Here is a 17287-nt window from a genome sequence, read left to right on the forward strand (position 1 = left end):
AAAAACTTAAGGAAATTAAAACCAGAGCATGCATCGTCTTTAGTGGGAATGATAATTATTGGAGGAACACATGACAGAATCAAAAGTAACTGTATACGGTGCCTATTGGTGCCCTGATTGCCGCCGCGCCAAGAAATTTTTGGGCGAACAATTCATCCCTTATAAGTGGATCGACATCGAACAGGATAAAGAAGCGGAGCAATATGTTTTGCAACGAAATGATGGCAAACGCATCATTCCGACCATTGTGTTCGAAGATGATTCCTTTCTTGTGGAACCATCGAATGCCGAACTTGCTAAAAAGCTTGGTCTCAAAACCGAAGCCAAGAAGACTTACTATGATCTGATCATTATTGGCGGCGGCCCATCAGGACTTACCTCTGCTATTTATGCCTCACGTGAAGGTATTGATACGCTTCTCATCGAACGCTCTGGCTTGGGCGGGCAAGCTGGTATCACGGTCGGTCTCGACAATTTCCCCGGCTTCCCTGAAGGCATCAGTGGACAGGAGTTCTCAGAACGAGTCACACAACAAGCGCGTAAGTTCGGTGTGGAAATTCTGCAAGCCGTGGATGTGGAGCGCCTCGAAATGGAAGAAGGCTATCATGAAGTCTACACCTCTGATGGTAAACATTATCATTCTAAAGCCGTGCTGATCGCAACCGGTGCATCCTATAAACGGCTTGAAGTGCCGGGCGAGGATGATTATATCGGTGCAGGCATTCACTTCTGTGCCACATGTGATGGCCCGTTCTATAAAGGTTCGAAACAGATTGTCGTGGTCGGCGGCGGGAACTCCGCTGTGGAAGAGGGACTCCACCTCACCAACTTCACTGAAAAAGTGACTCTTCTCGTGCGTGGTGACAAATTGACCGCAAGTCAATTCGCGATCGATAAGGTCAATGAGGCGAATTCGAAAGTGGAAGTGATCTACAACACAGCCATCGAAGCCTTCGAAGGCAAGGACTCGAAACTGAAGTCTATCAAGTATCGTGTCAAAGGTTCTGACACGGCAGAAGAGATCCAGCCTGCCGCCGCTTTTATCTTCATTGGCCAAACCCCGAACACATCCTTTGCCAGGGATTACATTGCGTTGGATAAATACGGTTTTATCTTGACCGGCCATGACCTGAAACACAATGGGATCGATAAGAGCGAATCGCTTCCATTTGAAACCAGCGTGCCCGGTATCTTTGCCGCTGGTGACGCGCGGCATGGAAGTACCAAACAGGTTGCATCCGCAGTGGGCGAGGGCGCGGCCGCTTCTATTTCAATACGGGAGTACTTCCGAAAAAACGGATGATTACATAATCCCGAAAGGGTGAATCTTGATCCCGAAGGGATGGCATAGGTTTGCCATCCCTTCGGGATTTTATAGTTATAGTATGTGCAAGCTGGGTATAATCTTGCAATTCCAATTAGTAAATCTTCTAGGAAATCAAGCAACAAAAGAGTCTCAGGCATGATGTCAAGTTTGTAGGGTGTGATACAACTCGCGTGCAAAGACTTATGGAGAATATATGAGTGAGCAAGTAAAACTATTTTGGGCGGGTGTCCGTGCTGAGATACCGCTTTTGGTGGGTGTGTTCCCCTTCGGCATGATCTATGGCGCGCTGGCATTGAATGCCGGTCTTTCGAAACTCACCGCGCAGATGATGTCGTCTATCGTGTTTGCAGGATCGGCTCAATTTGTCACTGCCCAGCTTGTGCATGATGCCGCTCCGGGTTTCGTTATCTTATTGACGATCGCTGTTGTCAATTTACGACATATGCTGTATTCCGCTTCACTCGCCCCGTATCTTGCTTCTCTTCCGACGCGCTGGAAGGCACTTTTATCTTATCTACTTACTGATGAAGCCTATGCTCCAACGATCATCAAGTATGAACAGGATGGAGTTCAACCTTTCAGTCACTGGTTCTTACTTGGCACGGGCCTTGCGCTTTGGTCAACATGGCAGATCAGTACAGTGTTCGGAATTTTCCTTGGTACGGCCATCCCTGATTCCTGGTCATTGGATTTTGCTTTGCCGGTGACGTTCATTGCGATGGTTGTACCTGTTTTAAAAGGACGTCCATATATTGCGGCGGCTGTGTCTGCTGGAGTTGTGGCTTTGGTCGCGTATTCATTACCGTTCAAGCTGGGTTTGATCTTGGCGGCCTTGGTGGGGATCGTGGTTGGAACTGTGTTGGAAAAGAAAGATGATAGTCACATATAAAATGACCGTCACTTGGTGAGGTAAAGAATGAATATCTGGCTTGTCATGTTTTTCGGTGGGGTGATCACGTTTGGGATGCGATTCTCGCTCATTTATTTGTTTGGCAGGCTCCACGTCCCAGAAACGATGCGCAAGGCGTTACATTACGTCCCGCCTGCTGTGCTATCTGCAATCATCTTCCCTGAATTGTTTTTGCGTGAAGGGAAATGGTTTATATCTTTGGATAACTATCGTTTGCTTGCAGGGTTGTTTGCCATTCTTGTCGCATGGTATAGCAAGAATACGTTGGTGACAATTGTCGCTGGAATGGTAGCGTTATTTTTGCTACAGTATTTTTTGTAAGACCTAAATGAAGATGGTATGGATCTGATCGTCCCCATCATCTCTTGCGTGTGAAGCGGCTTCTTTTGCCTGTTCGATCATCATCTCGATTTCCATGGAAACGGTTACTCGTGGGGTTGAAACAATGCCGGTATTCAGGCCTATATCGAGGGCTGTGCCATCCAGTAGGGAAATGTTCGTATTCATAATTCCCTTGACGATGCGTGCCGCGATCTTTTCGGCGTCTTGACCGATCACCCCGGGGAGCGGGATGAGAAAAGTGCTATCTCCATAACGTCCGACGCCATCATAGGGTCTGCTCTTTTCACGGATGGCCTGTGCGATCAACACCAATACATCTTTGCTGATCTCTACACCGTGTTTCTCAGAAATGTTCTTGAGGTTGTTGATTTCCAAAGCGATCAGGCTTAAGGGAGCTTGTCCACGACGGGCGCGCTCGAGTTCACCGCGTGAGAGTGTGAGAAACGCAGTCTCGTTCAATGTCCGTGTGAGGGGATCGAACATGGCTGTTTTTTCGAGAGTGTTCTTTGCACTGACGAGATTATCCCCCAACCCCAACATCCTTTGACCGATATGAATGCGCGATTTTAGCTCAAGCGGTACGATGGGTTTGTGTAGATAGTCGTCTGCCCCGGCGCGTGGCATGGTCACATCTGTATCTTGTACTTTTGAAGCAATAAGCAGGATGTAAATATAGTAGGGAGGCTGTGCATCACGAATGCGCTTAATGAATTGCTTTTCGTCCATATCCGTCGTATTGCGGTCTGCAATCACAAAGCGGACATCACCCTCTTGCAGGGTTTGCATCGCGATGTCGCTGTTTCTGGCGGTGATGACTTCGTGTCCGTGATGTTCCACCACCTGCTGAATGACAGTACGTTCCATTTCATCGTTGCTGAGGACGAGTATCTTCATACAGATTCAGTCTCCAGCATTGATTATATCGCAGACCCTTTTGGATAATACCGTGTTGACAAACATATTGTCCCATAGTAATATTTGCCCCGCTTTGACCATGCCGAGGTAGCTCAGTGGTAGAGCAGGGGACTCATAAGCCCTTGGTCGGGAGTCCAAATCTCCCCCTCGGCACTACTGCAATATGGGAAACTTTCCCGCGAAAACCCCAAAATATGGTGGTTTTACATTGGACTAAACGGATTTTTCTGTTTAGTCCTTTGGTTTAATTATAACGCTAATCTACCTCGGCATGGTCAAAGCGCCGCAAATATTACTATGAGACAAACTGTTTGTCATAGATTAAGGGACATAACTACTCTTCAGTTATTGAGTAGATACGCCAAACAGAAGAAGGAAGATTTACAGATGAGTTATAAATCCCCGGTAGATAATGAGTAACAAGAAAACTCCCCAATAAAAAGGGGAGTTATTATTTATGGTTTAACAATACAACAGATAGAAAATTGATGCCCCATTATATTTTGTATCCCGGTATTACCTCTTTCAAATTCTCTAGGAGATGGAAAGTTGTAATCTTCTGCACAGTAGATAAAGAATATTAGTGTATCAAATATAGTTTGCTTACCATATTTAAATACATCTTCTGATATTTCCGCTTCTACTTTTTTTGCTTGGTGGTTGTTATTAGCAAACTTTATCTCTAAATACAGTTTATGCTGCAAGCTGTAAAAATCTATACGTGTAGAAGTTAATGCCCCGATGTTTTTCTGTTGGGGGTCTTCATACTGTAAATCGGGCATCATACTAACAGCCAAGCAATACACTAAATCCTGTACCTGATACTCATCTATTATTTTTGCATAGGACGAGTTCTGTCTATGGTTAGCAAAATAGCCCTTTACTGATAAGAACCAATCACTACTAAGAGCCTTAATCAATTTCTCAACAGCATTAGTTTCCTGCTGGATTTGCTGAGTTACTACCTGTGGAGAAACCTTATCTCTTGAAATAATGATTAGGTTTGAATCAAGGGCCAGTTGCTGTATTTTATGAAGTTCTGAAATTATCCGTCTAACTTCTATGGTTTCAGGATTATTCTTCATCTGGTTGTTGAGGTGGTGTCATGAATTTCTTGATACTTGAAAAAATCTTGTCATACTGTTCTTCTGATGCATCGTTGGGGATTACTATCTGAATATTCATAGTAATAGGGATAGGTGAATAACTTCCTCCCTGATGTCTTACAACAGGAGTATATCCCTTTTTACCAGCATCAGTAGGCTCGGAACTAGAAGAATTATCAGAAAAATCTGCTAACGAGCAAAGCTTCTTAAACGTACCATAGATTTTTGTAAGTACTGCTTCATCTGCCCCACTATGCTGTCTGAAATAGCCCTCTAAGTCACCTTTACTCAATTCATTTGCTTTGGGATAAGCTTTGAACAAATCTGGATAGGCACTTCTTACCCCTTTAGCTAGAACTTTCTTGGATAATTTGTCATTTTGATACTCACTATAAAGTGGAAGTGGAGTACCAACACTGTCTATAAACTCCATAGTTCTGAGAATGTCTAGAACAGCGGAATATTGTGCATTACTCAGATTCCAACTCTTTTGTACATAGGTTATTGTGAGTTTGTCGGGACGACCTGTACTCGCTACTTTTCCAAGAATGTCATCAATATGACTCACCGCATATACATACTTGAATCCATTTTTTTCTGGCATTTTTACCTCCTAGGTTCTATGTTGTTAAGTAATATACTCCAATCTAAAATTAAGGTCTATAGATAGCCTGTTCTATTTATGAGGCATAGAATAGCCTTAAATGCCTCCCAGAAGCCCTAGATTGATTTACCCATATCCCGGTACCCATTTACTATTTACGTTGAAATTCTTGGAAAAGATAGCAGATTTAGTAAGTGCTTTTCTGGGACTCTCCTAGGCAGCAGAAAAACATGATTATTGATCCTTACATTGGATTTGAAGTGCTTTTTATGGGTATTGGACTGATTGATTTTTGGCAAATAAGCCTATCCATGTTTGTATAGTACAAAATCTCAAGGGCTGAAACTATATTGAATATATCAATGGTTCACCGATAAAAATTCTACTGAAGCCTCAAATGTCCGAGAGTACTTGATTTTTATTGAGGAACACAATGAGTTATTAGTAAGATTCTTCATCAAGTGTCCAATTATCGGTAACCGAAAAACGAATCTCAAAATTCTTTTTATTTTCATCCATTCTCTTGACAAGATTTTTCTACACATTGTTCTATAGACTCTGAGGATGAGACTTCATCCGAGGAGGCTAACTTACTTGTTTCAACTTAGGGACAGTCTCCGATGATTTTTCTAAGGAGACTGTCCCAGAAGCTGGATTCTTAAGGATTAAGATTGTTATTCCTAAATAAAGTAGCCTCATATTCTTCTAATGCTTCTTGAAAAGAAGTGTTTTCATTTATAGACGAAGGAGAAACTTTAGTTTCGACTTTGTCTGGAGGAACTGAGGAAGGTGTACTTCCTTCCGAAGATTCCGACGGGTTAAAAGTTTCAAGAGTCTCCTTAGTATCAATAGTATTGTCATAATCTACAATAGATTTCTCAGGAATCTTTTTTAGATTATCAGTATTCTCTGATAGATTACTGGCTATTCTATTTTGGTTTCCTTCCTTTTGATATTTTGGTTTCCTTCCTCCTTTTTTACCTCTAGCCTTTTTGGGCTTGCTAATCCTAGACAAGAAACTTTCAATATTATTTTGACTAGCATACACTACAAAACTATCATAATAGCTGGGAAGTTTTTTTCTCTTATCTACTTCTTCCTTCCTGTAGCTTTCAGCCCATGCGTGAAAATCATCTTCCTCTTTTTGTAGTTTTTCGGTTACAGTTCTGTTATGACTTCTATTCACTAAGTCAGGAGTGCTATCTATTACGTACTCCTCACTTACTAATAATTCTATCCTTGAATTTATCTTGCCTTTTTTTGCTACCAATTCTTGCATGAAAGTTTCTATAGAAGCATCACAGATTCTGTCGTTACCTAAACTACAGAATCTTTCTATCTTGGCATAAACCACAGCCAAAAAATAATCTTGATATTTCCATGCAAGATAATCAGAAACCAAAGTAAAACCATTTTTCTTCTTGTCTTCATTGCTCATTTTCTAATTCCTCCTTTTTGAAATTTACTAATGCCAAAAATATTTGCTTACTCTTCTTTACATTCTTGCAAAAAGTATCTTCTGAGTTTTTCCCGATTATTTTCCCACTAACATTCCTATATTTTGTATCCATAGGTTAACTTCCTTTCTTTTTATAGATTCGAATAAGATAATTCTCCTTGCCACTTGTTGATTATTTCCTGCTGGATTTTTCTAGTTAAATATTTGCGGTAAATTTTCTCCTTTCCTGCCGTATTAAAGGCAAAATCCCCGTGTGGGGGGATTGATGTTTTTTCTACACAAAATAATTGTATAAAATTTCCATAATCTCTGAGTATAAAAATAAAAATCCCCAAAGGTAGGAAAAATATTTACAGAAATTTCCTGTAGAAATTATTTAGGGCACTTGACTGACTCATAAAGAGTCTTGCCCATTTGATTACTAGTGTAGCACCAATCGATTCGAAATTCAATCCCCTATAGGTAAGAGTTGCATTGGAGTCTCTATGAAGTGATTGTCAAAGTCATGGTCGAGTCCGTGGGGTACACAGCACCCATGAAATAATAAACATCCCCCTTAATTTTGATAAAGCAATGGGGGATGGTCATTCTAAATGTTATCTACCGGACTCGCTCTTTGATGTGCTTCTCGAATATCTTGATTTGTTTGTTTTAGGTACCTTCTAAGTACTTGAAGATCGGCGTGTCCCATTAGCTCTTGAAGTGAATATACATTCATGCCAGTTCTTAAACAGGTTAATGCAAACCATCTTCTAAAAGCATGTAGTTGAGGCGTTTTTACTTTTGCTTGCTTTGACCTTCGCTTCATAATCATTTTCAACCCCCAATAGGTAAGACGCTCTCCATCATCTCTAATCCATAGGTTGTTAGATGAGTCGCTCCTAAGTTTCATGTACGCTCTCAATGCTTTTCTGGTTTTAGAACCTAAATATACTTGCCTGTCTTTTTTACCTTTGCCTAGTTTTATTATTACTTCTCCTGTAATTAGATTTATATCTTCTAAAGAGATAGATGTTACTTCACTAGCTCTAACACCTGTATCAAGTAGGAAAAGCATTAAAGCCTTGTCTCTCTTGCCTGTAATATTATCTTTGCATGAATCAATCATCTTGTAGACATCATCTATGTTAGCAGGTTCTAAGAGTTCAATATTTACTTTGGGCGGTTTTACTTTTTTGATTGGATTCTTCCAGTCATCTGGCTCTACTTCGTTCTCCCACCATCTTAGGAATGTTTTGATTGTTCGATAAACAGCATGGATACCTCCTGAGTTATGACCTTTGTTTTCAAGGTCTAATAGAAACTCTCTAAGTAGTGTAGGAGTTATTTGAGTTATTTGTTTTACTGCTTGAGTGTCACAATAATCTGTGAAGTACTTGAGTTTCTTGCGGTAAAACTCAAGTGTTCCTTTGCTCATGTTTTGGGCTTTTCTGTCAATCAAAAAAGCATCTGCCCATATAAGTAGGTAATCATCCTGTAGATAGGCAATAGTCCCTTGTTTTACAGCGGATTCGTTCATTCTAGCTCTCCTGTAGAATCCACCATATTTAGATTTTTTGAGGTCTCACAGGAGAAGTTTCCTATATCTGCTGGTTAGTGCCTAGCTCAGTGGTAGAGCAGGGGACTCATAAGCCCTTGGTCGGGAGTCCAAATCTCCCCCTCGGCACACTGTTTCCTAGTGAAACACTCTTCTTATATATGGTGGTCTCTAGACGATGGAGGTCACCATGTATGCTTTAAAATCACAAGACCAGGGGCTTATCACACTTTCCCAGCAAGATTATTTGCCCATTCTGGTCGAATCTTTCCTGATCGACCGCAGGTCGCAAGGGCTGTCTCCCAATACCATTGAATTCTATACCAAGAAGTTACAGTACTTTCAAAAGTATTGTGAGAGACAAGCACTGACGCAGATATCGCAACTCACTTCGGATTTTATTCGCATGTATCTGCTTGAGCTTTCTGAAGCACATAATCCTGGTGGTGTGCATGCCTGCTTTCGTCCTTTGCGGACCTTGTTGTATTGGATCGAGGAGGAAGAGATTATGCCTGCCGGCTGGAAGAACCCGATCCGCAGGGTCAAAGCCCCAAAATGGGCAGCAGTGGGACAGATTCCGAAACTGCGCAGGAAAGCGGCAAGGTATTCCAAACAGGAACACTTGCAGGAAGATCAAGCCGACTATGAGATGCTTCGCAAACGCATGGAAGCCGAACTAGCTCCACACATGGAAGGCGCTGATAGGAATCTGTCGTGAACACTAAAAATATTGCTTCCGTCGTCAACAAACTGAATGTAATACAGAGTGAGATCCAAACTCCTTCGGCTTTGTCGCAAACAGGAGCCTGCTTTCCTACCTGTCCTGAATGCAATGGAATCGGATACATCCGTTTCGATGTACCGGTGGGACATCCGAAGTTTGGCAAAGTGGAGAACTGTCCCAATGCCCAAGCAAGTACCCATGAGAAATCCATGCAAGACGGAGAGCTCGATCCACGGGTCGGGTTGACGCCTGACGAAGTGCGCAATCTGACTTGGAATCTGGTGAAGAGTGGAGTCAATCAGGCGGATCAAGCGTGCGTAATTACGAAACGCGCGTACATGTCCGGGCAAGGAATGGTCTTTATGTATGGTGGGTATGGGCAGGGAAAAAGTTTGTTACTCAAGATTGCAGTAGCGGCTGCCTTGAACGAAGGGAAGCGTGCGGCATACGCGAATCTAGCCGGCGTCTTGGATGATATACGTACTGCTTATGACGAGCGAGAAAATAAGATGACCGAACTCGTGCGGCGTATGGAGTGGTGGGCCTCCCTGGATGTGTTGGCAATCGATGAGTTGGACAAGGTTGGGCAGACCGAATGGGCACGGGAACGCATCTTCCAGTTGTTGGATGCCAGATACCAGCGTGCCGTCCGGCAGGAGGCGTTGACCGTGATTGCTGCCAACTACCAAAGTACGGATGAACTCTCTGGCTACTTGAAAAGCCGGATTGAAGATAACCGTTTTGTGGCAAATGGATACGTGATCCATCTCAAAGGATCAGATGGACGCAAGAGCATGCCGAAGAACTGGAAATATTAAGCGACACGTGCCGACCTCCCTTGCTTACACCTCTATATCATGGTTCCCCGAAAAGGAGAATCATGTCCCGTACACCGCAATACGAAAAACTACTTGCTGAACTCAAGGCTGGTAAATTACCGATCATTGAACGCAAAATTCTGGATGCACTCTACCAGGCTCCAAATGGTTTGACCCGCAGAGAATTGGTTCGCATCGTGTTTGGTCAGGAAGCGCATACCAATTTGGGGAATGATACGAAAGACCGCAAGATTCGCAAGGCAATCGAAAGCCTGCGAAACCGGGGTATTCCGATAGTCTCAAATTCTGGGAAAGCCGGCTACAAACTGGACACTAATCCAGAAAATATTGCGTGCATCGTTCGGGAGCTAAAGAGCCGGATTAATCACTTACAGCAAAGAGTGGATGCAATATCGTCTTACTACGAGTTATTCGTTCGGGTGCCGGATGCAAACAGGATGGACGGATAAATTTTATGGATCCACTTTCCCGGCTGACAATTGAATGGAAGCTGGTACCCTTGATCGGTCAAGAAGAATGGGTTGCCGATGTTTTTATCCATCGTCTCTCTGCCACGGACGGATTGCCGCCTTACAGCCAAGCCCGGATTATAGATCTGATTTCCGTTCAACTTCTCAAGGCACGTCCGCACCCTTGTTTATGGGTATCCGTGGAAGCGCCCAGTTCCTGATTCATAAGCGAATTGGACAGGCTGGTAAAACGGAACGTACCAACCGTGATACTGCCTTCTGATAAGAAGCTCGCATCAGCTTGGCAGTTCAAACCGGACTTGATCCTACAGCAGAAATCTGAAGTGGAAGTTGTCAACGTTCTGCCACCTTTCGATATCGAAGAATATGGGCTCAAGACAAGCACACTGCGCGTTCTTCGCATCCTGGTTCGATTGAAGACTGCGCACACTTCAGAAATCACATCGCTCGCCGGCTTTAGTAAAACATATGTACGTCAGGTGCTGAAGGATCTACAAGCCAGGGGATTGATCGAGTGGAAACAGATCGGGAAATACGATGGTTGGGCAATCTTGAATAAAGGACTACGTCTTGCTCAGCGCTCATGGAATGTCCCCAAAGGTGCACGCTTTTCCAAATATCGAACAGAATATCGATATGCAGCTGAACGCCATCGACGTAAGGCACGCATGTGGCGGGCATGGCTGGAAACGGATTATGAAGAGGTGAAAATTTGGGAGTGTTGGACAGAGGTTCCACTTCACAAGTGGTATTCCAGATGCGCTGGCGTGGGGAACTTGCCGAGAGAGAGAAATGCTTTTTTGGTTGGAGGTCGATAGTGGCAAAAGTTCCAGAAAAACAATGGAACATATCTACGAGCAGCGAATCCGTCGGGCTCATCACCACGCATTTTCATGGGATCTGCCGGTTGTCTTCTGCATCCTAGGATTAGACTGGGTGGTTAAAGACTTTGAACGATATATTCCGTTTTATTCCCGCCGTATTGCCATGATCGGACACGACTGGCGATATTTCGGCAAATTGCCACTAATTGAATTTGGTGCATGGCAGGACGATTTGCATTGGAGTCACTTTTTACGTGCGACACGAAAAGGGATTGAGTTATCATTTAATCCTGATCAGTATCTAAAGAAACCCAAGAACACAATCCACAAAACATGTAAGCCAAAATCCACCAAGCCAAAATTTCAATCACCCAATTACGATGAAGGTGAGTACTGGCATCCAAGCCGTTTAGATCAGGATAATTGACAAAGTGATGTACTAATGAAAGTGGCGGGACGGGGGTACACTCGTTGTAAATCTCTTGAAAAGGAAATCCAAGCGAAAGTGACATGTCATTTGGCATCTTTTAATATGAAATAAGCTTTCTGTTCTTGTACCACCAATTTTGTGACATTGTATAGTTGACACAGGAATTATAGGTGGCTTATACTTCCATTAAGGGATACAAAACTATGAATGTGGGCATAAAACAACCTAGTGTTCGTTCAAGTGCATTCGATCCTGTCAACAATCTTGAAAGTGATTATCTTGAAAGATATCAATTTGCGCGTCGGTTATTGAAGCGGGTTTCCGCTCCTGATTGTTCATCAGCAGTTGGTTTGTATGGGGGATGGGGAGTTGGAAAAACGTCCATCCTGAATTTGATGACAATTATTAACAAGCAGGAAAAGTCTCCAGTCTCTGAAAAACCAAAACTAGAATATATAGACGTTTGGCCGTATGAGGCTTCTGGGGACTTGGCACTGCCGATTTTGGTTCACATGCGCAATTTGATTGGTGGCGTACCCCAAGAGAATTATTCGAAAAGTTGGCGCAGAATTGTTGGTGTTCTTGCACAGGCTGGGACAGATATAGCCTTGCGCAAGGTACTAAATTTGAGACTTAGTGAAGTAAAAGATTACGTTGACAACCTCCCAGATGTCAGTCCAGATACTCTGAACCTCCGGGATTTGGAAGCTCTTGTGGATGACATTCGTGGTGCACAAAACGCTTTCCGCGATCTGGTTCAGTTGGCCAGTAAAGCTTATCAAAATCGCCGAATCGTCTTTATGATAGACAACCTTGACCGGTGCTCGCCGGAAAATGTGGTACGACTTCTGGAGTCCGTCAAGAATTTCCTTTATGCTCCGAACTGTGTCTGGGTATTCGCGATGGATGCCGGGGTTATTGCCAGTTATATCGATCATAAATACGAAGGCACACGCATGGATGGTAACAGCTATCTCGATAAGATCGTACCAGAGCAATATCATATCCCGCCTATTTCTGATCAAGCCATAAATCAACTTCACAAGTTCCTGACTAGGGTACGGCCGGTCAACGTTGAGCAGGGCAGTCTACCCGACGTGGATATCAAAAAGATCCCACAGATCCCGGAAGTGTTGGTGCCCCGTCGTTTATTAAAGACAGCGCATAAATTCTACGAAGCCTATACTGGTGATTTGAAGACAAGCATCATAGCTGACCCACAACTCGTCTTTATGCTCATTTTGCTATATAACACTTGGCCGGCATTCTATGAACGTTTCTCTTCCGGAATGCCGGAACATCTGCACGGTATTCTGTCCAACTTTAGCGATCAAAGTACGGACAAAGCAGTGCATATTCCCCTGGAAGATAAATATACGAACGACAGGGCGCTTAAACACTTTCTTCGTCATTGCTTTATTGAGAAGCAGGATACCAAAACAGTATGCGCTACGCTTGCTGGATGCATGACTTGGCTTCATGAGGTGGGATTACCGTAATGGAGGAAGGACACAGGTTTACCGCCGGGCAGCGCCTGATAAGGGTGGTTCTTCTTGCACTTTTTCTCTGGCAGGTTGTGCCGGATGTGATTCATGTAACAACAGAGACATGGAATTTCTTCGTATTCAGTATCCCGTTTTCCAATCAGTACCTACCAGCCCTATTGTCATTTATTATCAAGTTTTTCGGTTTGATGGCTTGTTATCTAGTCTTTGTATATTGGTTTGCCCAATTCGTCCTGCCGGTGAACCGCTGGCAGGACCGTGGAAAAGCAGCCAAACAGTTGTTTCTGTTCAGCATCCATCGGCACGGTGCTGCTGTGTTCGTACGGGATGGTGATGTGGAGAATTTGTCCACAGAAGAAAGGGAAAAGAACGGATCAGGTATTGCTTTTGTAGATCTGCGTAGCGCCATTACGCTTGACAAGCACTTAAAACACAAGAACGATCTATCACCAGCCAGTCTGGAACAGCCACAAAAAGTACATTTTGATCCCAAGAGCAAATCATTTGTATCGGGCATCCGCGTAGCTGGACCTGGGCTTACCTTTCTGGAAAAGAAGGAGAAAATAGTCGGCACCGTGGACTTGCGGAAACAGACCCGCGGTCGCAAAAATGTACAAGCGGATACACGTGATGGCATACGCGTCACGACAGATGTCCCATGCACATTTACCATCGGGCAACCACCGGATGTGCTGGATGTCTGCCTGGGTGGAAAAGACGGCAAACAGATCTTTGTGATTGAATGGGAAAGTTCTCTGCCGAAAGTATTCAAAAAGATCAAATCGTTGCTCCCTGATGAATTAGATCCAAGAGATCAACGTGAGATTCTGGAATTTATCTCCGATCATCCTGATCCAAGCGCGGTCACCAGTAATGTTCCCGAAGAACACTTCCCATATTCATTTGATGAGAAACGGGTTGAGAAGGCTGTTTACTCACATACCCAGACTCAAGAAGACCCGCTCGGATCAAGACAGCCATTCAAAAAGTGGTCTGATTGGCCGCAGGATGTAGCCGTAGAGGAGTTTCGCATCCTCCTGGCAAAGCAACCCTATATGAAATTGTATTCGCCAGATGACCAAAATAACTTTCCCCTCAAGGATTTCAAGAAAGAATTAAAGCGTAAGGTCCGCAATACAGGCATTCTAGCATACCGCGTGGCTACACTGCGAAACGGAAGCAGGTTGCAGCCGGGAAGAGTTTATACCGATAACGACTTAATCTTTTACCCATCGCGTGAGTTAACCCGGCACGATGTTCTACGCTTTCGAGGCATCAAGGTGTTGGACGCGGGTATTGGAGAACTGGAGCCAATTGACCCCACAGTACGCAAGCATTTGCTAAACTCGTGGCTTTCTTCCAAACAAAAGGAAGTTGATGTGAAATATGCCGATTACAGACTGGAAATCGCCCGTGTAAGAAGCCAGGCCCGCGTGAAAGCCCAGCAAAGCATGATCTATCACTTAACTCAGTTGCTGGAGAACCAGGCTTACCCGCGTGAGGCTTTGGCGCTTCTGATCTACCAGGAATTGGAAGCAACGGCCGCCAACCCAGAGACACGCAAATTGCTACCCGAGGATACCTTAAGCCTGCTGACCGGTATTGGCACCATGCTGTTGTCGCCAGATGGGGGCGCCGGTCGTACATCTGGAGCAACGCCTATTGTCCCACCTCAGTTGGATGATTCACAAACGAAAGAGACGGGAAATGACCATGACTAATCGTTTGATCCAGCTAGGCAGAAAGATTCTGCTCGGAGACGAAAAGCAATATGGATGGCTGCGCTTTTTCTTCCTGGTGATCACTCCAGTAACACCGCCTCTCCTTGAAAGAGTGATACTACCCATCCTTCAACTCAAGTGGACGATCCTCGGACCATTCCTGCTGGATTATCTTAAATTGCTTGTAATTTACTACCTTGGGTTGTTGAGTGCTCTGGCTGCTGCTGTAAACTACATTAAAGATATCTATGGACTCGACTCCGACCGCATGCCTTTCCGCCATTTCATTTCCTCCTTTTTCGGGTTGGGCATACCAAAGATCCACGTTGCTAACAGGATACAAGAGTCGAATTGGGCGGAGATGGTCGAAACGATAGGTGGACCTGCCATCCTGAACATCGACCCAGGTTATGCCGTACTTACCGAAACTCTTACCTCACCTGCGAACATATATGGACAAAGCAAACACTTTATCTCCCGGCAGGAACGGGTACAGGAAATTATCAACCTGCACGAGCAGGAAGGCACAACCTCCGAGGTAAAAGCCATAACGCGCGATGGTATCGCCGTGATCGTGGAGAATATGAAATACAACTACCGTCTTTGGGATCCCATATGGGAGGATGATCTGGCTGACCAGCCGAATCTCTTGAACCCTTTCCCATTCTCCACCGAGGCGGTCCACAACTTCGTTTACAGTCGTACTGTAGCTGTGGACGACCAAGGTAAACCAAAGGAGTTCAATTGGCAGGGCACAGTCGGCGGTAGAGTTGGGGGCATCATCAAGGGGTACATCAGTGATCACCGCCTTGATGATGTGATTGCCACTCACGAGCACCTCAACCAAAATCCAAGGCAGGAGATTAGGGACAAAGCTTATTCGGATGACTTTAAAAAGAGTCTGCACGGCATGGGAACCGTGTTGCGCTGGTGGGACCCTGGTGGGTTCAAAAGTCTTGAACGTATCGAGGAACAGTTTCTCTCAAACTGGAGTGTTGACATCACAAGCAACATCCAAATCAATAAGGCGTATGGGGATGCCCAGAAACTGGCTTATGAAGAACTGGGAAGAGCTGAAGCGGAAGCTGAATTGTTGATGAGCATTATCCATTCACTGGATGGTATCCGCTTCGGTGGCGACAAGTCAAGAACCCTGCAGAACCTGATCCTGATACGCACGGCACAAGTCATTCGAGCGTTAAATGTTTCCACGCAGGAAAGTTCAACTCATCACCCGGGTCACTCCACTACCGACTCCACGGATGAAAATAAGTAACAGGAAGGTTTTTATGGTCACAGCAATTAATCCGATTGACAATTTAAAACTCTGGATGGAACAGGCATTGTCTTGGTTGCATGAAGGGGATAACCAACAGCAAGTGTTGCAGAGACATCACCAGCAACTGCTAGGCATGATGAGAACCGCCCGGGATGCGAATCGTGCCAACGAGGTCTGGGAGGTGGTCGATGAGCTGGAACATCTGGCATCCACCATGTCCCCTACTGAGCAGGGCGAGGTGTTTCTGCGCTGTGCCGTCATGGCTGTTGACCTCGAAAGCCTCAAGGATGCCCTGCGTCTTTTGCAGGGTGCCAGGAACAAGTCGCTGACCTCTGCCCATCAGAACGCTGTGGTGCTCTGGATGACTGGCTGCATCCATTGGATGAACCACCAGAAAGTGGAGGGCATCTCTGAATGGCAGGCGGCAATCCAGGCGTTCCAAGTCTGTGGGGTCAATAACCAGATGGATCCTGCCAGGAAGGGCTGGTATACCGATAAAATGCAAGAACTGGATGGTTATCTGGCTGATGCGATCCGCATTGGAGGGCTTCCTCCCCTTCGGCAACCAACAACACAAGCTAGCACACCTTCCGGAGCACAACAGCCGTCACCAGCAGGAACTGATCCCTTTCAGGATGATTCGCTGCGTTGGGTATCCTGTCAGGTTAGTGAATCGATCCCGGCGGGCGGTTTCGGTCCAACTGGCTTTGACCCGGACCCGCTAGGTTTTCTGGAGATCTCTGAGGTGACGATTGAAGATGAACCGTATCAGGTTTTCGGTGTGCGACGTTCCTCTACTTCATACCGATATGCTGTCGACATCGACTCACGCTTACGTTACCACACTGTGCGAGTGACAGGTACAAGTATGAACATTGCCATTCCCGTATCAATCGAACCGGGCGACTATGTACTGATCGTCTCCCAATCTGATGCAAATGACAATGACATTGTTGTGGCAGGCATCCTGGGACAAGATGAGCGTGCCACTGTGAAGCGTTTTTTTCGCCGAAACGGCAGGATTCAATTGAGACCGGAAAGTAGTGACGAAAGTAATTACGAAATCGACTGGGAAAAGGAATTCGACGAAAATATGGATGGTGAGTTTACGATCATCGGCGTTGTGGAAGCGGTATTCAAGAAGAAATTAAATTGACACTTCAGCTTATATCGATAGTCGTATGTTTACCCCTTGGAAACAACCATCATGTCCGCTCTGAATCTGACACCTGACTTCAAATATCTCATTTAGTACGATTGTGTTTCCAAAAACAGGCTCTTTCATAATTGAACGG

General features: G+C 44.7%; 19 protein-coding genes and 2 tRNA genes. 15 read left to right on the plus strand and 6 right to left on the minus strand.

All coding sequences use genetic code 11. The features are described from left to right. Nucleotides 1-70: 70 nt before the first annotated feature. The 3 genes from IPP66_08980 (at nucleotide 71) to IPP66_08990 (ending at nucleotide 2558) form a co-directional block, all read left to right on the plus strand. The gene (locus tag IPP66_08980; protein ID MBK9925413.1) at nucleotides 71-1303 is read left to right on the plus strand and encodes an FAD-dependent oxidoreductase; all 1233 of its coding nucleotides are present in this window, start codon (nucleotides 71-73) and stop codon (nucleotides 1301-1303) included. Between the two features lie 217 nt (nucleotides 1304-1520). Further along, nucleotides 1521-2216 carry an AzlC family ABC transporter permease gene (locus IPP66_08985; protein MBK9925414.1) on the plus strand — a complete coding sequence of 232 codons (696 nt, stop codon included), beginning with the start codon at nucleotides 1521-1523 and terminating at the stop codon, nucleotides 2214-2216. Between the two features lie 27 nt (nucleotides 2217-2243). Beyond that, nucleotides 2244-2558 (plus strand): AzlD domain-containing protein, encoded by a 315-nt coding sequence (locus tag IPP66_08990; GenBank protein MBK9925415.1) that lies wholly within the window; start codon nucleotides 2244-2246, stop codon nucleotides 2556-2558. Between the two features lie 3 nt (nucleotides 2559-2561). Here IPP66_08990 and IPP66_08995 read toward each other — a convergent pair whose 3' ends face one another. Beyond that, the gene (locus tag IPP66_08995) at nucleotides 2562-3473 is read right to left on the minus strand and encodes a diguanylate cyclase (protein ID MBK9925416.1); all 912 of its coding nucleotides are present in this window, start codon (nucleotides 3471-3473) and stop codon (nucleotides 2562-2564) included. A gap of 102 nt (nucleotides 3474-3575) precedes the next feature. Here IPP66_08995 and IPP66_09000 point away from each other — a divergent pair. Then, a tRNA-Met gene (locus IPP66_09000) sits at nucleotides 3576-3647 on the plus strand. Nucleotides 3648-3949: 302 nt separating this feature from the next. Here IPP66_09000 and IPP66_09005 read toward each other — a convergent pair. From IPP66_09005 to IPP66_09025, 5 genes are all read right to left on the minus strand, one after another. Next, complete coding sequence (locus IPP66_09005; GenBank protein MBK9925417.1) at nucleotides 3950-4579, minus strand: hypothetical protein; 630 nt, start codon at nucleotides 4577-4579, stop codon at nucleotides 3950-3952. Further along, a complete protein-coding gene (locus IPP66_09010; protein MBK9925418.1) occupies nucleotides 4569-5204 on the minus strand; it encodes a DUF5343 domain-containing protein in 636 nt (211 codons plus the stop codon). The genes IPP66_09005 and IPP66_09010 overlap by 11 nt, the downstream gene beginning before the upstream one ends. A gap of 658 nt (nucleotides 5205-5862) precedes the next feature. Next, nucleotides 5863-6642, minus strand: coding sequence for a hypothetical protein (locus IPP66_09015; GenBank protein ID MBK9925419.1), 780 nt, complete (start codon nucleotides 6640-6642; stop codon nucleotides 5863-5865). Continuing rightward, a complete protein-coding gene (locus IPP66_09020; GenBank protein ID MBK9925420.1) occupies nucleotides 6632-6775 on the minus strand; it encodes a hypothetical protein in 144 nt (47 codons plus the stop codon). Before IPP66_09020 ends, IPP66_09015 begins: the two co-directional genes overlap by 11 nt. Nucleotides 6776-7252: 477 nt before the next feature. Beyond that, nucleotides 7253-8182 (minus strand): tyrosine-type recombinase/integrase, encoded by a 930-nt coding sequence (locus IPP66_09025; protein MBK9925421.1) that lies wholly within the window; start codon nucleotides 8180-8182, stop codon nucleotides 7253-7255. A gap of 79 nt (nucleotides 8183-8261) precedes the next feature. Between IPP66_09025 and IPP66_09030 the strand changes: the two genes are divergently transcribed. The 11 genes from IPP66_09030 (at nucleotide 8262) to IPP66_09080 (ending at nucleotide 17148) form a co-directional block, all read left to right on the plus strand. Then, nucleotides 8262-8329 (plus strand) — tRNA-Met (locus tag IPP66_09030). 61 nt (nucleotides 8330-8390) lie between these two features. Next, nucleotides 8391-8918, plus strand: a complete 528-nt coding sequence (locus tag IPP66_09035) for a phage integrase N-terminal SAM-like domain-containing protein (protein MBK9925422.1) — start codon at nucleotides 8391-8393, stop codon at nucleotides 8916-8918. Further along, nucleotides 8915-9742, plus strand: a complete 828-nt coding sequence (locus IPP66_09040) for an ATP-binding protein (protein MBK9925423.1) — start codon at nucleotides 8915-8917, stop codon at nucleotides 9740-9742. Before IPP66_09035 ends, IPP66_09040 begins: the two co-directional genes overlap by 4 nt. Nucleotides 9743-9804: 62 nt before the next feature. Beyond that, entirely contained in the window at nucleotides 9805-10212 is a 408-nt protein-coding gene (locus tag IPP66_09045) for a hypothetical protein (GenBank protein MBK9925424.1), read from the plus strand. A gap of 5 nt (nucleotides 10213-10217) precedes the next feature. Continuing rightward, on the plus strand, nucleotides 10218-10433 hold the full coding sequence (locus IPP66_09050) for a hypothetical protein (GenBank protein MBK9925425.1): 216 nt from the start codon (nucleotides 10218-10220) through the stop codon (nucleotides 10431-10433). Between the two features lie 45 nt (nucleotides 10434-10478). Then, nucleotides 10479-11051 (plus strand): MarR family transcriptional regulator, encoded by a 573-nt coding sequence (locus tag IPP66_09055; GenBank protein MBK9925426.1) that lies wholly within the window; start codon nucleotides 10479-10481, stop codon nucleotides 11049-11051. A 22-nt stretch (nucleotides 11052-11073) separates the two neighbouring features. Next, nucleotides 11074-11484, plus strand: a complete 411-nt coding sequence (locus tag IPP66_09060; GenBank protein MBK9925427.1) for a hypothetical protein — start codon at nucleotides 11074-11076, stop codon at nucleotides 11482-11484. A gap of 206 nt (nucleotides 11485-11690) precedes the next feature. After that, nucleotides 11691-12986, plus strand: coding sequence for a hypothetical protein (locus IPP66_09065; GenBank protein ID MBK9925428.1), 1296 nt, complete (start codon nucleotides 11691-11693; stop codon nucleotides 12984-12986). Next, entirely contained in the window at nucleotides 12986-14713 is a 1728-nt protein-coding gene (locus IPP66_09070; GenBank protein MBK9925429.1) for a hypothetical protein, read from the plus strand. Before IPP66_09065 ends, IPP66_09070 begins: the two co-directional genes overlap by 1 nt. Next, on the plus strand, nucleotides 14706-15989 hold the full coding sequence (locus tag IPP66_09075; GenBank protein ID MBK9925430.1) for a hypothetical protein: 1284 nt from the start codon (nucleotides 14706-14708) through the stop codon (nucleotides 15987-15989). The genes IPP66_09070 and IPP66_09075 overlap by 8 nt, the downstream gene beginning before the upstream one ends. Before the next feature lie 13 nt (nucleotides 15990-16002). Then, nucleotides 16003-17148 carry a hypothetical protein gene (locus tag IPP66_09080; protein MBK9925431.1) on the plus strand — a complete coding sequence of 382 codons (1146 nt, stop codon included), beginning with the start codon at nucleotides 16003-16005 and terminating at the stop codon, nucleotides 17146-17148. The last annotated feature ends 139 nt before the right edge of the window (nucleotides 17149-17287 follow it).

Origin of the sequence: Candidatus Defluviilinea proxima (assembly GCA_016721115.1) — a bacterium.
GTDB classification, from domain to species: domain Bacteria; phylum Chloroflexota; class Anaerolineae; order Anaerolineales; family Villigracilaceae; genus Defluviilinea; species Defluviilinea proxima.

Excerpts from the sequence above, each read along its gene's own strand:
- IPP66_08980 (MBK9925413.1), top strand. The coding sequence starts at position 71 with ATGACAGAATCAAAAGTAACTGTATACGGTGCCTATTGGTGCCCTGAT.
- IPP66_08985 (MBK9925414.1), top strand. The coding sequence starts at position 1,521 with ATGAGTGAGCAAGTAAAACTATTTTGGGCGGGTGTCCGTGCTGAGATA.
- IPP66_08990 (MBK9925415.1), top strand. The coding sequence starts at position 2,244 with ATGAATATCTGGCTTGTCATGTTTTTCGGTGGGGTGATCACGTTTGGG.
- IPP66_08995 (MBK9925416.1), bottom strand. The coding sequence starts at position 3,473 with ATGAAGATACTCGTCCTCAGCAACGATGAAATGGAACGTACTGTCATT.
- IPP66_09005 (MBK9925417.1), bottom strand. The coding sequence starts at position 4,579 with ATGAAGAATAATCCTGAAACCATAGAAGTTAGACGGATAATTTCAGAA.
- IPP66_09010 (MBK9925418.1), bottom strand. The coding sequence starts at position 5,204 with ATGCCAGAAAAAAATGGATTCAAGTATGTATATGCGGTGAGTCATATT.
- IPP66_09015 (MBK9925419.1), bottom strand. The coding sequence starts at position 6,642 with ATGAGCAATGAAGACAAGAAGAAAAATGGTTTTACTTTGGTTTCTGAT.
- IPP66_09020 (MBK9925420.1), bottom strand. The coding sequence starts at position 6,775 with ATGGATACAAAATATAGGAATGTTAGTGGGAAAATAATCGGGAAAAAC.
- IPP66_09025 (MBK9925421.1), bottom strand. The coding sequence starts at position 8,182 with ATGAACGAATCCGCTGTAAAACAAGGGACTATTGCCTATCTACAGGAT.
- IPP66_09035 (MBK9925422.1), top strand. The coding sequence starts at position 8,391 with ATGTATGCTTTAAAATCACAAGACCAGGGGCTTATCACACTTTCCCAG.
- IPP66_09045 (MBK9925424.1), top strand. The coding sequence starts at position 9,805 with ATGTCCCGTACACCGCAATACGAAAAACTACTTGCTGAACTCAAGGCT.
- IPP66_09050 (MBK9925425.1), top strand. The coding sequence starts at position 10,218 with ATGGATCCACTTTCCCGGCTGACAATTGAATGGAAGCTGGTACCCTTG.
- IPP66_09060 (MBK9925427.1), top strand. The coding sequence starts at position 11,074 with ATGGAACATATCTACGAGCAGCGAATCCGTCGGGCTCATCACCACGCA.
- IPP66_09065 (MBK9925428.1), top strand. The coding sequence starts at position 11,691 with ATGAATGTGGGCATAAAACAACCTAGTGTTCGTTCAAGTGCATTCGAT.
- IPP66_09070 (MBK9925429.1), top strand. The coding sequence starts at position 12,986 with ATGGAGGAAGGACACAGGTTTACCGCCGGGCAGCGCCTGATAAGGGTG.
- IPP66_09075 (MBK9925430.1), top strand. The coding sequence starts at position 14,706 with ATGACTAATCGTTTGATCCAGCTAGGCAGAAAGATTCTGCTCGGAGAC.
- IPP66_09080 (MBK9925431.1), top strand. The coding sequence starts at position 16,003 with ATGGTCACAGCAATTAATCCGATTGACAATTTAAAACTCTGGATGGAA.